This window comes from Bradyrhizobium sp. GCM10028915 (genome assembly GCF_042666195.1).
Taxonomy (GTDB): Bacteria; Pseudomonadota; Alphaproteobacteria; order Rhizobiales; family Xanthobacteraceae; genus Bradyrhizobium; species Bradyrhizobium canariense_D.
In genome coordinates this window covers 109003-123214 of record NZ_JBHTFN010000011.1, presented here as the reverse complement: position 1 = coordinate 123214, position 14212 = coordinate 109003, and the positions used below count along the sequence as shown (strand labels likewise).

At 65.1% G+C, this 14212-nt stretch carries 15 protein-coding genes; 6 read left to right on the top strand and 9 right to left on the bottom strand.

The features are described from left to right. Positions 1-110: 110 nt before the first annotated feature. Positions 111-371, top strand: coding sequence for a hypothetical protein (locus ACFQX9_RS08900; RefSeq protein WP_166517526.1), 261 nt, complete (start codon positions 111-113; stop codon positions 369-371). A gap of 1 nt (position 372) precedes the next feature. On the opposite strand, the gene ACFQX9_RS08895 is transcribed toward ACFQX9_RS08900, so the two are convergent. The 3 genes from ACFQX9_RS08895 to mtgA form a co-directional block, all read right to left on the bottom strand. Further along, on the bottom strand, positions 373-1014 hold the full coding sequence (locus ACFQX9_RS08895) for a hypothetical protein (RefSeq protein ID WP_026233053.1): 642 nt from the start codon (positions 1012-1014) through the stop codon (positions 373-375). Positions 1015-1157: 143 nt separating this feature from the next. Further along, on the bottom strand, positions 1158-1340 hold the full coding sequence (gene rpmF, locus ACFQX9_RS08890) for a 50S ribosomal protein L32 (RefSeq protein ID WP_007598106.1): 183 nt from the start codon (positions 1338-1340) through the stop codon (positions 1158-1160). Positions 1341-1508: 168 nt separating this feature from the next. Next, a complete protein-coding gene (mtgA, locus tag ACFQX9_RS08885; RefSeq protein ID WP_018455922.1) occupies positions 1509-2183 on the bottom strand; it encodes a monofunctional biosynthetic peptidoglycan transglycosylase in 675 nt (224 codons plus the stop codon). 160 nt (positions 2184-2343) lie between these two features. Between mtgA and ACFQX9_RS08880 the strand changes: the two genes are divergently transcribed. Both ACFQX9_RS08880 and ACFQX9_RS08875 read left to right on the top strand, forming a co-directional pair. Further along, on the top strand, positions 2344-3267 hold the full coding sequence (locus ACFQX9_RS08880; protein WP_377787817.1) for a polyprenyl synthetase family protein: 924 nt from the start codon (positions 2344-2346) through the stop codon (positions 3265-3267). Positions 3268-3274: 7 nt separating this feature from the next. Beyond that, positions 3275-3967 carry a DUF1345 domain-containing protein gene (locus ACFQX9_RS08875; protein ID WP_085349782.1) on the top strand — a complete coding sequence of 231 codons (693 nt, stop codon included), beginning with the start codon at positions 3275-3277 and terminating at the stop codon, positions 3965-3967. A 16-nt stretch (positions 3968-3983) separates the two neighbouring features. Here ACFQX9_RS08875 and ACFQX9_RS08870 read toward each other — a convergent pair whose 3' ends face one another. Both ACFQX9_RS08870 and ACFQX9_RS08865 read right to left on the bottom strand, forming a co-directional pair. Continuing rightward, complete coding sequence (locus ACFQX9_RS08870; protein WP_377787814.1) at positions 3984-5816, bottom strand: caspase domain-containing protein; 1833 nt, start codon at positions 5814-5816, stop codon at positions 3984-3986. Between the two features lie 179 nt (positions 5817-5995). Next, entirely contained in the window at positions 5996-6424 is a 429-nt protein-coding gene (locus ACFQX9_RS08865; protein ID WP_018455918.1) for a GFA family protein, read from the bottom strand. Positions 6425-6515: 91 nt separating this feature from the next. Between ACFQX9_RS08865 and ACFQX9_RS08860 the strand changes: the two genes are divergently transcribed. The 3 genes from ACFQX9_RS08860 to ACFQX9_RS08850 all read left to right on the top strand — a co-directional run bounded on the left by ACFQX9_RS08860 (position 6516) and on the right by ACFQX9_RS08850 (position 9600). Beyond that, positions 6516-6890: a nuclear transport factor 2 family protein gene (locus ACFQX9_RS08860; RefSeq protein WP_007598116.1), complete on the top strand. Its 375-nt coding sequence runs from the start codon at positions 6516-6518 to the stop codon at positions 6888-6890. A 184-nt stretch (positions 6891-7074) separates the two neighbouring features. Continuing rightward, the gene (bla, locus tag ACFQX9_RS08855; RefSeq protein ID WP_085362047.1) at positions 7075-7944 is read left to right on the top strand and encodes a class A beta-lactamase; all 870 of its coding nucleotides are present in this window, start codon (positions 7075-7077) and stop codon (positions 7942-7944) included. Between the two features lie 48 nt (positions 7945-7992). Beyond that, positions 7993-9600 carry a Na+/H+ antiporter gene (locus ACFQX9_RS08850; RefSeq protein WP_085385517.1) on the top strand — a complete coding sequence of 536 codons (1608 nt, stop codon included), beginning with the start codon at positions 7993-7995 and terminating at the stop codon, positions 9598-9600. Positions 9601-9626: 26 nt separating this feature from the next. Here ACFQX9_RS08850 and ACFQX9_RS08845 read toward each other — a convergent pair whose 3' ends face one another. The 4 genes from ACFQX9_RS08845 to ispG form a co-directional block, all read right to left on the bottom strand. Beyond that, the gene (locus tag ACFQX9_RS08845; RefSeq protein WP_018455915.1) at positions 9627-10448 is read right to left on the bottom strand and encodes an N-acetylmuramoyl-L-alanine amidase; all 822 of its coding nucleotides are present in this window, start codon (positions 10446-10448) and stop codon (positions 9627-9629) included. A 3-nt stretch (positions 10449-10451) separates the two neighbouring features. Continuing rightward, the gene (locus tag ACFQX9_RS08840; protein WP_377787810.1) at positions 10452-11789 is read right to left on the bottom strand and encodes a Rieske 2Fe-2S domain-containing protein; all 1338 of its coding nucleotides are present in this window, start codon (positions 11787-11789) and stop codon (positions 10452-10454) included. A gap of 86 nt (positions 11790-11875) precedes the next feature. After that, positions 11876-12772, bottom strand: a complete 897-nt coding sequence (locus ACFQX9_RS08835) for a TauD/TfdA family dioxygenase (RefSeq protein ID WP_204513101.1) — start codon at positions 12770-12772, stop codon at positions 11876-11878. Between the two features lie 147 nt (positions 12773-12919). Continuing rightward, positions 12920-14203 (bottom strand): flavodoxin-dependent (E)-4-hydroxy-3-methylbut-2-enyl-diphosphate synthase, encoded by a 1284-nt coding sequence (gene ispG, locus ACFQX9_RS08830; RefSeq protein WP_018455912.1) that lies wholly within the window; start codon positions 14201-14203, stop codon positions 12920-12922. Positions 14204-14212 lie beyond the last annotated feature (9 nt).

Below are 14212 nucleotides of genomic sequence, written 5' to 3'. Positions count from 1 at the left end.
GCTCGCAGGAACCGAAGCGGCTCACCCGGCATAGGCCTTGCGAGTACATGACACGCACCGGCGCCAGCGTCTCGAAACGCGACAATCTAGGCCGGTCAACGGTGATTGCGATGTTGAGTACTGGTCAACTGGACGTGGCGGACAACGGCACAGGCTCGGCCCTGGTGCCGGTGATGCCGGTTTTGCAGTGGGTCCACAAGGCCCCGCTGCCACGCCCCGATCCCAGCTTCGTCGCCCAGCTCATCGCCAATGCCGAGCATCTGCCCCAGGCGAGCCGGCTCCGCCGCGCGTCTTCCGAGGATGCGCAGGTCGCCTATGGCAGCAAGCGCCCGCTTCCGAGCGTTAGCGCGCGCACGCGGCAGGTGGCTTGAATCAGCGCGGCGCGTCGGGAGACGGCTGGGTGCCGTTGCCCGGCTGCAAATGCGGCGAGGGAATTTCCGGCGAGGGCGCACTCACAGGCTTCGGCGCCGGGTGATCCATCAGCACGGATTCGGCGACCGATTGTGCCGTGGGCGCGGGCGGCTCCGCCGGAGCTGGTCGCGGAGCGGACACTGGCTCGAACTTGGGCTCGAACTCATCCGCCGGCGTCTCGGCCTGGCGCTTGGTCTTGCGGGGCGCCGGCACCGTCGTTTCAGCGACATAAGCGACGCGGCGGCGGGTGCGCTGGGCGATGCCGCCGAGGAAATCGGCCATCGCGAGCAGCACCAGAAGGAAATAGGTGGAGTTGCCGAATTTCGGCCACATCACGAATTCGGCCGCAGCCGCGCCGAACACGATCAGCGACAGCAGATGATCCATCAGGAATTTCGAGCCGGGCCGCGCGCCCTTGACCACTTCGAGCAGCAGCAGCACGATACCTAGCGCGAGCATCACGTCGGCGAGCGTGACCGGCCAGGCCTCGCCCGTGATCATCGGCACTTTGAACAGCACGTCCGCAAAGGACACGCTCGGCATCAGGAATGCGATGATGTTGTAGACCGCGAGCGGGATCAGGAGCAGCGGGAAACCGACCATCGGCGAAATGCCTTCTCGATCAAGATATCCAGACAGGACAATGCGGCGGCGATGCATTCGCTCCGCCGCCGTCACTGTCATATCTCATGGGTGGGCCGAAATCAGGCAGGCCCGATCGTCCTGCCCACAGAAAGGTCCCGAACTCAGGACTCTTTCTTCTTCAGGACCTGACGGCCCTTGTACATGCCGGTCTTGAGGTCGAGATGGTGCGGACGACGCAGTTCGCCGGAATCCTTGTCTTCCACATAGGTCGGCTTCTTGATGGCGTCTGCCGAGCGGCGCATGCCACGACGGGACGGCGAGGTTTTTCTTCTCGGAACGGCCATTTCAATATCCTCTAGGGATTGGTGTTTTGGGGCATCGTCCGCGAGGGGACGGCTCAGCACCCGCAAACCGAGGCGAGCTGAATGCCGGTCAAGGCCGGGCTTATAGAGGAAGGCCTGCCTTAAATCTAGGGCTCTGGGCCGGAAAATGCGCCCGAAAAGGACCGGAAATCAGCGATTCTCCCGCCAGCAGGTCGAAAGTGAACTCGCCTGCGCTCGCGCCACATAGGTCCCGGCCAGCCGCCGGACACCCGGTCCCGGCGTCCTGGCGCTGCGTTTGACCGGATTCGGCAGGATAGAGGCTAGAAGCGCGGCCTCCCGGGGGGAGAGGTTCGCCGCCGACTTGCCGAAGGCATAGGCGCTGGCGGCCTCGGCCCCAAACTGGCTCTGCGGGCCGAGCTCGGCGATGTTGAGGTAAATCTCCAGGATCCGTGCCTTGGGCAGGACGAGATCGATCCACAGCGCCAACGGGAATTCCAGCGCCTTCCGGACGAAGTCCCGCCCCTGCCAGAGGAACAGGTTTTTCGCCACCTGCTGGGTGATGGTGGAAGCGCCCCGGAACGGGGTGCCGTCCTCCTTCGCATCGTCGATCGCCTCACGCAGCGCACCCCAGTCAATGCCGTGATGCTTGCAGAAATGGGCGTCCTCGGCCGCCACCACCGAGCGTGGCAGCGAGGGCGACATCGCCGCCAGATCGATCCATTCCCGCTGCATCGGCGCACCCCGCAGCGAGCGCCAGATCATCAGCGTCGAAACGGGATGGCCGGCACGGTAGAACGGCGCGACGACATAGGGCGCGAGAGCCGCGACCGCGAGCACCAGGAGAAGGGTTTTGACGACGCGCAAATCAACCTTTCCGGCGCAGAACGAAACGCGGCCACGGGCCCGGCATTAAGTCTGTGATAATTCGGGCCTTTTCCAGCACTTTTTAGGCCTTCCAAACGATTGACTGAGGCGGGCGCATAAAGGATTGTCCCGCCGAATTTTAGTTCTGGAGCCCTTCTTGATGACCGGCACGTCCCCGTCCGATTTCGCCAAACGTCTGGACAAGACCGCTGATGACACCGAGGCCCTGCTCGGGCGCCTGCTGTCGGACGACATCCTGCCCGATGAGATCGCCCGGCCCAAGCGACTGATGGACGCAATGCGCTATTCGAGCCTCAACGGTGGCAAGCGCCTCCGGCCCTTCCTGGTGGTCGAGAGCGCGGCCGTGTTCGGCGTGTCCCGCGAAGCCGCGCTGCTCGTCGGTGCGGCGCTCGAATGCATCCACTGCTATTCGCTGATCCATGACGATCTGCCGGCGATGGACAATTCGGACCTGCGCCGCGGCCGCCCGACCCTGCACCAGAAGACCGACGACGCGACCGCGATCCTCGCCGGCGACGGCCTCCTGACACTCGCCTTCGACATCATCACCCGCGACGAGATTCATCGCGACGCCAATGTGAGGCTTTTGCTGACCCGCGCACTCGCGCGCTGCGCCGGCATCGGCGGCATGGTCGGCGGCCAGATTCTCGACCTCGCCGGCGAAGGCCGCTTTGGCGGCAACGAGCCGATCGACGTCGCCCGCATTCAGCAGATGAAGACCGGCGCGCTGCTGCGCTACGGCTGCATCGCCGGCGCGATCCTCGGCCAGGCCTCGCAAAAGGAATATCAGGCGCTCGACGATTACGGCCGCGCGCTCGGCGAAGCCTTCCAGATCGCCGACGACCTGCTCGACGTCGAAGGCGATGCCGCCGCGCTCGGCAAGCCTGCCGGCGCTGATGCAGCGCTCGGCAAGACCACCTTCGTCACCCAGCTCGGCATCGAAGGCGCCAAGCAGCGCGTGCGCGATCTGCTCGCGCGCGCCGACAGCGCCGTGTCGATCTTCGGCGAACGGGCCGCCGTGCTGCAAGCGGCTGCGCGGTTCGTGGCCGAACGGAAGAGCTGATAGCGCGATGGCGGGCGGCAGCAAGGAAGACCCCGCCCTCGCCCGCTTTCGCAAGATGTCGCGGCCGATGCGGCTGATTTATGCGCGTCCGCGGACGTTCATGTCGCTTGCCGTTGGTATTCTCGTCTGCCTGCTCATCCCGGGTTCGCACCGGCTGGTCACGCGGCTTCTGTTCGGCTGGGATGCGTTGATCGCCGTTTATCTGGTGCTGGTCTACGCGATGATGCTGTGCAACGACCACCAGCACATCCGCCGCGCCGCAGCGATGCAGGACGACGGTCGCTTCGTGATCCTGCTGGTGACGGCGATCGGCGCCTTCGCCAGCATCGCCGCGATCGTCTCCGAGCTTGGAACGCCGCATCGCGGCGGCCTGGAGCTGAGCATCGCAATCACCACCATCGTATTGTCATGGGCCGCCGTGCACACAATCTTCGCTCTGCATTACGCGCATGATTATTACCGGCACGCCACGCCGGGCGGCCTTCAGTTTCCCAGCGGCGACAAGGAAGACCACGCAGATTACTGGGACTTCGTCTATTTCTCGTTCGTGATCGGCATGACCGCGCAGGTCTCCGATGTCGGCATCTCCGACAAGACCATCCGCCGCACCGCCACCGCGCACGGCATCGTCTCATTCATCTACAACACGGCCTTGCTGGCGCTGACGGTCAACATCGCGGCGAGCGCGATCTCGACCTGAACTCATTTCCGCAATCCTAGTTACAGACCTCGGCATTGCCATCGTTGCCCGGGCCGCCGCCGCCGCGATATTCGAGATGGCAGCCTCGGTTGACCGCACGACAGCCACTGTTGTTGCAGAATAGCTGTCCGCCACTCGAGCGGCGGCTGGCGCCAGCGGCAGCAGCGATGCCCGCAGCGCCACCAATGCCGCCGGCCGCTCCGGCAGCCTCACCGCCGGCCTGACGACGCTGCCGTGCGGGACGCTCGTCGCCGTCGTCCCGCTTGGCGGTCGCAGGCTTGGCGGTCGCAGGCTTGGCGGCACGCTGCTTCTCGCACTCGTTGTCGTCGTTGAGCGCATAGCCATCACGGCAGACGATCTTGGTGCATTTGTCGCCGTCGGTCTTGAAGCCGTGCTCGCAAACCAGCGGACAGACGCGCGACTGTTTCGACTTGACCGTGTCGAGTGCATCGGTGCTCGCCACCTTCACGTCGAGCTTGGTGCCGGCATAACGGTTGAACTGCGATAACGACCGCTGCGCGGATGTCGTCCAGTTGCCGTCGGGGGCGCCGGAGAAGCAGCCGACGCGGCCGAGCTCGGTCTGTACCGAGCGGCTGAGATCGGCCGGCGCGATGGCCGGCGTCAGCGAGGCGACGTTGGTGCCGGCGGGGCCCGCCGTGCTGGCGGGCGCTGCACTCGGCGCCGCGGCGGCGAGATTGACGCGCTGCTGCTCGGCAGCGGCCGCCTGCTGCTGCGCCTGCTCCTTGGCCTTTTGCGCCGCAAGCTGTATCTGCTCGGCGGCCTCCGCATCGGCGGCTGCCTTGGCCTGCGTATCCTCCTGCGCGCCAAGTGCGGCAAGACGATCGCGCTCGGCCTCGGCCTGTTTCGCCTTCTCGGTGGCCGCCGCATGAGCCTGCTCGGCGCCGATTTTCTCGAGTTGCAGCTTGGCAAGGCTCGCATAGAAGCCGTCGGGATGCTGGGCGAGAAAGGCCTCCCACGCCGGCCGGTTGCCGACCTGGAGCGCGAGCTCGTAATCGCGGCGGATGTCGGCCTGAGGGTTGGGCGCGGGCGCAGCGGCAGCCCCAGCGGTCACCTTGACCGGCACCAGCGGCACGTCCTCGCCGCCGAGCGAGCCATAGACGAACGGCTCCTGCTTATTACCTGTCGACTTGAGCACGTCGTCGCGCACGAAGCCGAAGGCACGGCGGACGTCGAGGCCGGGCCTCGTCAGATGCTTCGACAGCGCCACCGTAAAGGGGCTGTTCGCACCGTCGCCATCCTGCGCCGTGAAACCGGCCTTGGCCGAATAGGCGATCAGCGTGTTCGAGCTGGTCGGCTCGACCTGGGCGAGGCCGCGGCCGACGCCTCGCGAGGCGATCGTGCGCTTCATGGTCTTGCCGAACGGATTGTCACGGCAGGCATCCAGGATCACCAGGCGAAGCTGCTTGGCCGGTTCGACCGCGACCAGGACGCGGTCGAGGGAGAGCGCCTCGTCAAAGACGTCGGTGTCACGCTCCAGCTTGGCGTCGACAGGGATCAGATAGTTCGAGCCTTCGACCTCGAGGCCGTGGCCGGCATAATAGACCACGGCGATATCGGCATCGCGGGTCCGGTCGGCGAATTCGCGCAGCACACGCCGGGTTTCCTGCGCCGTCAGGTCGTGCCGGGAATCGACGATGTCGAACCCGGCCTCCTTCAGCGTCCGGGCCATCACCGAACCGTCATTGACGGGGTTCGTCAGCGACGGCGCATGCTGATAGGCGGAGTTGGCGATCACGAGCGCGACGCGCTTTCCGGCGAAAGCAGGCCCGGCGCCGAATAGCAGCGCGACGGCGAGGAGGACTGGGCAAAGTCTGAGCAATTTGCGCATGACACGACTTCCGATTTCGGGGCGGTTCGCGCCCTTTGGGACGGCTTTAGCAGGGTCCGTCGCGGACGCTTGTAACGGAGGTCACGAAGATGGCGCCGGCGGCAAGCCGAAAGATCCCCTTTGTTCGTCGCGCCAGTCCGGCCGCGGTTCGCCGCCAAACAGGTGCGCAGCAGGTTCCCTCAGACATCCCCGATGTGGCCCCGATATTGCGGCAGATTATCCGTAATCTCGTGCCAGGGCGCCTTCGACCCCACGAAAATGTGGGCGCTCGGTCGGATCGAGGGGGCATCGACCAGGGTTCCCATGGCGACGTGGACCCATTTTCCGTCGCGCACCCGGGAATAAAGCAACGAGCCGCAGCGGGCGCAGTGGGCGTCGTGGGTGGTTTCGTCACCGTAGATGGTGAGCTGGTTCTCGCCTCTGACGATGCGGAGCTTGCCCTGCTCGATGCCGGCGAACGGCTTGAAGGCAGCGCCGGTGGTGCGGCGGCAATTCGAGCAATGGCAGTTCATCGCATAGGAGAACGCGTCCGCTACCTCGTAGCGCACGGCGCGGCAGCAGCATTCGCCGATCAGGAAGGGAGCGTTCGAATTCTCTGATCCGGTCATCACAGCGTCCCAGCAAATGGTACGGACACCATAGCGCATTTTGACGTGTACGACTAAGTTCGCCCTGAGCCATCATTCAAAGGGATGACCCATGAGCCAGAACCGTTCGAGCGTCGAAGCCGTCGTGCAATCTTACTTCGACGGACTTTACGAGGGTGATGCCGAAAAGCTCGGCGCCATCTTCCATCCCTCCGCCGATTTGCGCTGGGTCGAGAAGGGCGAGCTGCAGGTGCTGACCGTGCCGGACTGGCTCGACCGCGTGCGCAAGCGCCCCTCCGGCAAGGCCGAAGGCAAGCCGCGCGAGGATTTCATCGTCACGATTGACCGTTCGGACGACAAGACCGCCTTCATCAAGGTCCGATGCCAACTGCCGCCGCGTTTTTTCACGGACTATCTGGTGGCTATGAAGCTCGCCGATGGCTGGCAGATCGTATCGAAGTCTTACCGGTATGATCTGCGAGAGTGAGGGCTTCCGCTGCCCGAAATCGGGCACACTCGTCCCACATCCTCCGTCATTGCGAGCGCAGCGAAGCTAGCCAGAGTCTTTCCGCGGAGGAAGACCGGATTGCTTCGCTGCGCTCGCAATGACGATGCGGATGGAGTGCATGCCGCATCTCTCCTCCGCCCCCGTCTCGCTCAAAAGGTCCACCATGCTTCTCGACCGCCGTTCGCTGCTCGCCTCGCTGTACTGGATCGCCGCCTCCCCCGCGCTCGCCGCAGACGCGCAGCCTGAGCTCGAAACCTATGAGCGCGAGAGTGGCGGCCGGATCGGGGTCTATGCCGAGAACCTCGCGACCGGCGCAAGGCTCGCCTGGCGCGCCGACGAACGGTTCGTCATGTGCTCGACATTCAAGGCTTCGCTGGCGGCTTGCGTCCTGGCGCGGGTCGATCGTGGCGAGGATCAGCTTGCGGCCATGATCCCGTACGGCAAGGCCGACCTGCTGGAGTACGCACCGGTTGCCAAGCAGAACATTGCCGCCGGCGCAATGTCGGTCACCGAGATGTGCAAGGCGATCGTCGAGCTCAGCGACAACACCTGCGCCAATTTATTGCTGGCGCGGATCGGCGGTCCCGCCGCACTCACCGCGTTCTGGCGGTCGCTCGGCGACACCACCTCGCGGCTCGACCACAACGAGCCCGAGCTCAACCGCTCACCGCCCGGCGATCCCCGCGACACCACGACGCCGGCGGCGATGGCAGGCAATCTGCGCCGGCTGCTCACGGGCGAGGCGCTGTCGGCCACCTCGCGTGCGCAGCTCACGGAGTGGCTAGTGGGCTGCAAGACCGGTGCAAACCGGCTGCGTGGCGGGCTCCCCGCAAGCTGGAAGATCGGCGACAAGACCGGCAACAACGGCAAGGACGCCTCGGGCGACATCGCGGTGGCCTGGCCCAAGCCCGATACGAAGCCCGATGCACCGATCCTGATCGCGACCTATACCCAGGGCGGCACGCCGAGCGCGGCGCAGATCGAAGCCGTGTTCGCACGCATCGGCCGCATCGTGGCCGAGCGGCTGGCGTGAGCCGCACGCATTGACCTTGCGGCCGCTTCCGGGTGAAGACAGACCATCATGGAAGCGAAATTTCAGACCTTTCTCATCCTGCTCGCCGTGCTGGCGGGCACCGCGCTTGTCGCGCGCCGCTTCAACATCGCGCCCGCCATTCTGCTGATGCTCTCAGGTGTCGGCCTTGCCTTCGTGCCGGGCATGCCAGCGGTCGAACTGCCGCCGGAACTGGTGCTGCTGATGGTGCTGCCGCCGCTGATCTACTCGGCGAGCGTCGCGATGAGCTGGCGCGAGTTCAAAAAGAATCTTCGCCCGATCGTGCTGCTGGCGGTCGGTGCGGTGATCTTCACCGCGGCGTTGGTCGCAACCGCCACGCATTATTTCATCGGCCTGCCCTGGACGATCGGCTTCCTGCTCGGCGCCATCGTCGCGCCGCCCGACGTGGTGGCGCCGCTCGCGATCGCGCGCCGGCTGCATCTGCCGCGCAGGCTGATGGTCATCCTCGAAGGCGAAGGGCTCGCGAATGATGCCACCGCTCTGATCCTCTACCGCTTCGCGCTCGCCGCAATCATGGTCGGGCAATTCTCGCTGCCTCTGGCAGGCGGCGAGTTCTTGCTCATCGTCGCCGGCGAGATCGCCTTCGGCATCGGCGTCGGTTGGCTCTCCCTGCGGTTCCGCAAATGGTCGGGAGACCCGCAGGTCGAGCTGACACTGTCGCTGATCACGCCCTACGTGTCCTACTGGCTGCCCGAGCATCTCGGCGGCTCCGGCGTGATCGCCACCGTCGCCTGTGGCCTCTATGTGAGCTGGAATGGCCCGCTGCTGATCTCGGCATCGACGCGCCTGCAAGGCATCTTCTTCTGGGACCTCGTGATCTATCTGATCGAGGGCTTGCTGTTCCTGCTCACCGGATTCCAGATGCGCGCACTCTACGAGAAATCGAAGGCGTTCCCGCTCGACGACATCATGATTGCGACTGCCGTGGTGCTGGCGGTGGTCGTGATCGCGCGCTTCGCCTGGCTCTATCCCGCGACCTATCTGCCACGAATGCTCAGCAAGTCGCTGCGTGCGCGCGATCCGTCACCACCATGGCAATGGCCGTTCGTGCTTGCGTTCACCGGCGTGCGCGGCGCGGTGTCGCTGGCGGCAGCACTGGCGCTGCCGTTCACGCTGCCGGGCGGCGAGGCCTTCCCGTTTCGCGACCTGATCCTGTTCGTCGCGTTCGGCGTCATCTTCATCACACTGATCGGCGTCGGCCTCACGCTGCCCCCCGTGGTTCGTTGGCTCGGTGTCGCGGAAGCCGGTCGCAACGAGCATGCCGCCGAGCACGAGGCCGAGATCGCGGCACGGCGCCAGGCCCTCGACGCGGCGCTAAAGTCGCTCGACGCGCTGACCGAGGAAAAGGACGTGTCCGACGAGGTGATGCGGCTCCTGCGCGCCCGCCACGAGATCCGGGTCAACCAGCTGCCGGACTCGCTCGATCCCACCCACCACGACGTCTCCGCCGCCGGCACCGCCCTGACCCGCGGTCTGATCGCCACCGAGCGCAAGTTCATCCACGAGCTGCTGCGCGAGGGCCAGATCACCGACGAGACGCGGCGGCGGATCGAGCGCGATCTGGACCTGGAGGAGGCAAGCTTGGCAAACCGGGAGTACCGGGGAGGGCCGCTATAGATTCCCGTCATTGCTAGGGGCGCGAACTACCGCCTCTCGCAAAATTCCCTCATCGCCACCGCCACGGCTCCCGCAATGATCTCCTGCCGCTCCGGGGAGTTCATCGCCATCTCCTCGTCGCGGTTGATGATGGAGCCCGCTTCGAGCAGCACTGCGGCGCTGCGGGTCTGCGAGAGCACAACGAGCCCGTCATAGCGGTAGACGCCGACATCCTTGTCGAGCAATTGGCGCCGGTAGCGGCCCATCACCGGCAGGGTGTACTGGCTGGCATAGTGCAGGTCCTGCTGCTTCAGCTGCCTGCCGATCATCCGGGCCAGCATCAGGCTGGCGGCGAAGTGCGGATTCCGCTGCGACACGAACAGAGAGTGGCCCGAAAAGCGGTCGCTGAAATAGCTGTTCGCGCCGTCGAACTCCCAGCTCCCGAGCAGCTTGTCCGGCACCGAATCGTGATGGATCGACAGGAAGAGATCGGCCCGGGCGTCATTCGCGGTGCTGACGCGCTTGAACAGGCTCGGCCGCGCCTTGCCGTCCGTGACGAGCAACCGGGTCGCGGCAAAGCCTTCGGCCTTGAGCCTCGCCGTAATCAGACTTGCAAGCCGGAAGTTGAAGCCGAACTCCGTGTCGTTGCGCGCGCTCAACGCGCCGTAGGAGTCCGGGGTGTGCCCGACATCCACGAGGATCCGGAATTTCGACAGCTCACACTTGACCGGCGCGTGCGGCGGCTTGGGTTTCGCGATTTTCCGCGCGATAGCAGCATGACCAGAGTCTGCAGGCGCCAGCGACCATAGCAAGATCGACGCGACCAGCGTCGAGACGAGACTTGCGATGATGCTGCGCGGCTGTCCCAAGTACTACTCCGCTGCCGCTGTTCGCGGCCGGCCGACAAAGCCTGTGACGTCACCGAAACGCTCCAGCATCACCGCGGAAAGGTCCTTGGCCTTGCTGGTGACGCAGGCACCCGAGCGCACGGCATAGCGATCCTGATGCGCGGCCTGCGGCGGCGGCTCGCCCTGCTGAAGCGCCCGCGCCAGCTCCATCACGACTTTCCGGAAATGCATGATACCGAGATCGGTCGGACCGAGATGCTCGCGGGTGCGGTCGGCGATCGGGCCCTGGCTGTCCTGCACGGCCGCATCCTGTTCGGAGACGCCCTTGATGCCGGTGTAGCTCCTGGTCTTCTGCATCTTGCGGTCGATCAGATAGTCGTTGCCCTTGTGGCGCAGCGGCACGTAATTGTCGCCAACCTCCGCGATCACGCCGTTGCCGCGGTCAAAGACGTCGCGCTCGGCTTGCGTCAGCGGCCGTTCCGGATTCCAGGCATAGGTGTAGATCCAGCAATTGGTGTCGGTGACGGGCACGAAAGTCTGCCCAAAGATGTTCTCACCCGGCATCGCGCTCGGGGCATAGGCGTGGAACGGCATCAGAAATTGCGCAATGCGCCAGTAGATGTTGTCGCCGCCGGTGAGCCGCCCGCCGGCGATGGTGAGGCCCGCTGCGTGCGCGGCGATCTTGATCACAGGGCGCGGATCCTCCGCGATCCAGCGCATGTGATCGCTCGACATCCGCGCGATCGGATTCACGAAATGCTTCTTGATGTCCAGGATCTCGTTCTCCTCCTTGTCGAAGGAGAGATGGGCGAAGGTGAAATGCGCGGTGTCGATCGAGCCTTCCAGCGCCTGCACCCAGTTGCAGTCCTGCCATTTCTTGCTGACATAGCGGTGCGAGGCCGGCAGCAGTGCCATTTCGAGATCGGGCAGCTCGGGCATCGCATCCGCGGGACCCATATAGGCCCAGATCATCTCGCCCCATTCGCGCGCCGGATAGGATTTGATGCGGATGAGATCCTTGGCGTTGAGGTCGGGATAGGAGGTCGGCATGTCGACGCAGCGGCCGTCGGTGTCGAACTTCCAGCCGTGATAGACACAGCGGATGCCGCATTCCTCGTTGCGCCCGAGCCAGAGATTGGCGCCGCGATGCGGGCAGTATTGATCGATGATTCCGACAACGCCGCGCGTATCGCGGAAGGCGAGCAGCTCCTCGCCGAGAACGATGATCTTCTTCGGCTCGCCGTCGGGTTCAGGGAGTTCTTCGGACAGCAGCACAGGAATCCAGAACCGGCGCAACAATTCGCCCATGCCCGTACCAGAGCCCGACTCGGTCAGGAATTTGTTGTCCTCGGCGCGGAGCATGGAAAATCCTCCCGACGGTCGTTGTTGCCGGCAAGATTGGCGCGGACGCGGGAAGACGTCAACGCGGAACGCGGCGCGCAGGCCGGTTAAACCGGCCGCTCCCCCTTCACCGTCACGCGCGTGCCGGAGCGCGTGTGCGGCCAGTAATCCCACATCGCGCGGTGCTGGGTGCAGCGGTTGTCCCAGAAGGCGATGGCATTCTCTGTCCAGCGAAAGCGGCACTGGAACAGCGGATTCTCGGCGTGCTGGTAGAGATAGGCAAGCATCGCCTCGCTCTCGTCGCGCGGGATGCCGTTGATGTGGCGGGTGAAGCCGCGGTTGACGTAGAGCGCCTTCTTGCCTGTGACCGGATGCGTGCGCACCACGGGATGCTCGGCACTCGGATAGGACGGGCGGTCGGCGACGCCGTAATTGGCGTAGAGCCCGCGATAGATCGGCTCGCCGTCATGCAACGCAGTCAGCCCGTCGAGATAGGCCTTCATCCGGTCCGACAGCGCCTCGTAGGCCGCATACATGTTGGCGAACAGCGTGTCGCCGCCGCGCGGCGGGCACTGCTTGATGTAGAGGATCGAGCCCATCGGCGGCTCGTGATCGCAGGACACGTCGGAATGCCAGCCCTCGCCATTGGCCCGCGGCGAATTCGCATCCGCATAGATCTTCATCAGGGCCGGGTCTTCATCCTCATGCGGCGCGGCGGGATGGAAATGCAGCTCACCGAACTTGCGGCCGAAGGCGAGATGCTGTTGTGGCGTGATGTGCTGGTCGCGGAAGAAGATGACGAGGTTTTCGGCAAGCGCGCGGTGGACCTCGTCCATCTGCCGGTTGGAGCGCGCATCGTCGGAGACGAGCTTGCCGATGTCGACGCCCGAGATTTCCGCGCCGATGATCGGGGTCAGCTTTTCGACCGCGATGGTCTCGTAAGGCGCGCCGTCGTCCGTCGCGTGGCGATAGCGCGGGCCCTGCTTGCCGGCGAGTGAGCTCATGGCGTGTCTCCCGATGCATTCTTGCTTGGGAGCATCGTAGCAATGTAGGGCGGCTTAGCGAAGCGTAACCCGCCACTTCGCGCCTGCAAAAATAAGGCGGGTTACGCTTTCGCTAACCCGCCCTACGATTCCTGATCTGGAGCAGAACTATTCCGCCGCGGTCACCGGCACCTTGGCGCCCTGGCCGTAGCGCTGCTCGATGTAGTCGATCACGAGTGCTTTGAAGTCGGCGGAGATGGTCGGGCCGCGCAGGGTGCGGAACTTCTTGCCGTCGACGAACACCGGGGCAGCCGGCGCCTCGCCCGTGCCCGGCAGCGAGATGCCGATATTGGCGTGCTTGGATTCGCCGGGGCCGTTGACGATGCAGCCCATCACCGCGACGTTGAGCTCTTCCACGCCGGGATATTTCGTCTTCCAGGTCGGCATCTCGTCGCGGATGAAACCTTGGATCGAGCTGGCCAGTTCCTGGAATGTGGTCGAGGTGGTGCGGCCACAGCCGGGGCACGCCGCAACCAGCGGCACGAATGTGCGGAAACCCATGGTCTGCAAGAGCTCCTGGCCGACCTGCACCTCGCGGGTGCGGTCGCCGCCGGGCTCCGGCGTCAGCGAGATGCGGATGGTGTCGCCGATGCCCTGCTGCAACAGGATGCCGAGCGCGGCCGAGGACGCCACGATGCCCTTGGTGCCCATGCCGGCCTCGGTCAGGCCGAGATGGATCGCGTAGTCGGAACGGCTGGCGAGATCCTGATAGACCGCGATCAGATCCTGCACGGCCGAGACTTTGGCCGAGAGGATGATGCGATTCTTCGGCATGCCGAGTTCCTCGGCGCGCGCGGCCGAGAGCAGCGCGGATTGCACCATGGCCTCGCGCGTCACCGCGCGCACGTCGCGCGGATCGGGGGAGGCGGCGTTCTCGTCCATCAGCTTGGTCAAGAGCTCCTGGTCGAGCGAGCCCCAATTGGCGCCGATGCGCACCGGCTTGTTGTTCTTGTTGGCGATCTCGATGATGTCGGCGAACTGGGTGTCGCGCTTGTCCTTGAAGCCGACATTGCCGGGATTGATGCGATATTTGGCGAGCGCCTCGGCGCAGGCCGGATAGGCGGCGAGCAGCTTGTGGCCGATATAGTGAAAGTCGCCGATCAGCGGCGTGGTGATGCCGCGCTTGAGCAGGCCGTCGCGGATGTGCGGGACGGCAGCGGCGGCCTCCTCGCGGTCCACGGTGATGCGGACCATTTCGGAGCCCGCGCGGGCGAGCGCTGCGACCTGGGCAATGGTGCCGTCGATATCGGCGGTGTCGGTGTTGGTCATTGACTGCACGACGATCGGGGCACCGCCGCCGACGGCAACGTCGCCGACCTTGACCTGGGTAGTCTTGTGCCGGGGCGCGGGGCCCGCAACGTCGGAATCGATGGTTTTTTCGAGCTTGTTCATGGCGTCCAA

Coding starts and splice junctions, on each gene's coding strand:
- ACFQX9_RS08835 (WP_204513101.1), bottom strand. CDS start 12,772: ATGAGCTCACTCGCCGGCAAGCAGGGCCCGCGCTATCGCCACGCGACG.
- ACFQX9_RS08860 (WP_007598116.1), top strand. CDS start 6,516: ATGAGCCAGAACCGTTCGAGCGTCGAAGCCGTCGTGCAATCTTACTTC.
- ACFQX9_RS08840 (WP_377787810.1), bottom strand. CDS start 11,789: ATGCTCCGCGCCGAGGACAACAAATTCCTGACCGAGTCGGGCTCTGGT.
- ACFQX9_RS08865 (WP_018455918.1), bottom strand. CDS start 6,424: ATGACCGGATCAGAGAATTCGAACGCTCCCTTCCTGATCGGCGAATGC.
- ispG (WP_018455912.1), bottom strand. CDS start 14,203: ATGAACAAGCTCGAAAAAACCATCGATTCCGACGTTGCGGGCCCCGCG.
- ACFQX9_RS08875 (WP_085349782.1), top strand. CDS start 3,275: ATGGCGGGCGGCAGCAAGGAAGACCCCGCCCTCGCCCGCTTTCGCAAG.
- bla (WP_085362047.1), top strand. CDS start 7,075: ATGCTTCTCGACCGCCGTTCGCTGCTCGCCTCGCTGTACTGGATCGCC.
- ACFQX9_RS08850 (WP_085385517.1), top strand. CDS start 7,993: ATGGAAGCGAAATTTCAGACCTTTCTCATCCTGCTCGCCGTGCTGGCG.
- ACFQX9_RS08870 (WP_377787814.1), bottom strand. CDS start 5,816: ATGCGCAAATTGCTCAGACTTTGCCCAGTCCTCCTCGCCGTCGCGCTG.
- rpmF (WP_007598106.1), bottom strand. CDS start 1,340: ATGGCCGTTCCGAGAAGAAAAACCTCGCCGTCCCGTCGTGGCATGCGC.
- ACFQX9_RS08880 (WP_377787817.1), top strand. CDS start 2,344: ATGACCGGCACGTCCCCGTCCGATTTCGCCAAACGTCTGGACAAGACC.
- ACFQX9_RS08895 (WP_026233053.1), bottom strand. CDS start 1,014: ATGGTCGGTTTCCCGCTGCTCCTGATCCCGCTCGCGGTCTACAACATC.
- ACFQX9_RS08900 (WP_166517526.1), top strand. CDS start 111: ATGTTGAGTACTGGTCAACTGGACGTGGCGGACAACGGCACAGGCTCG.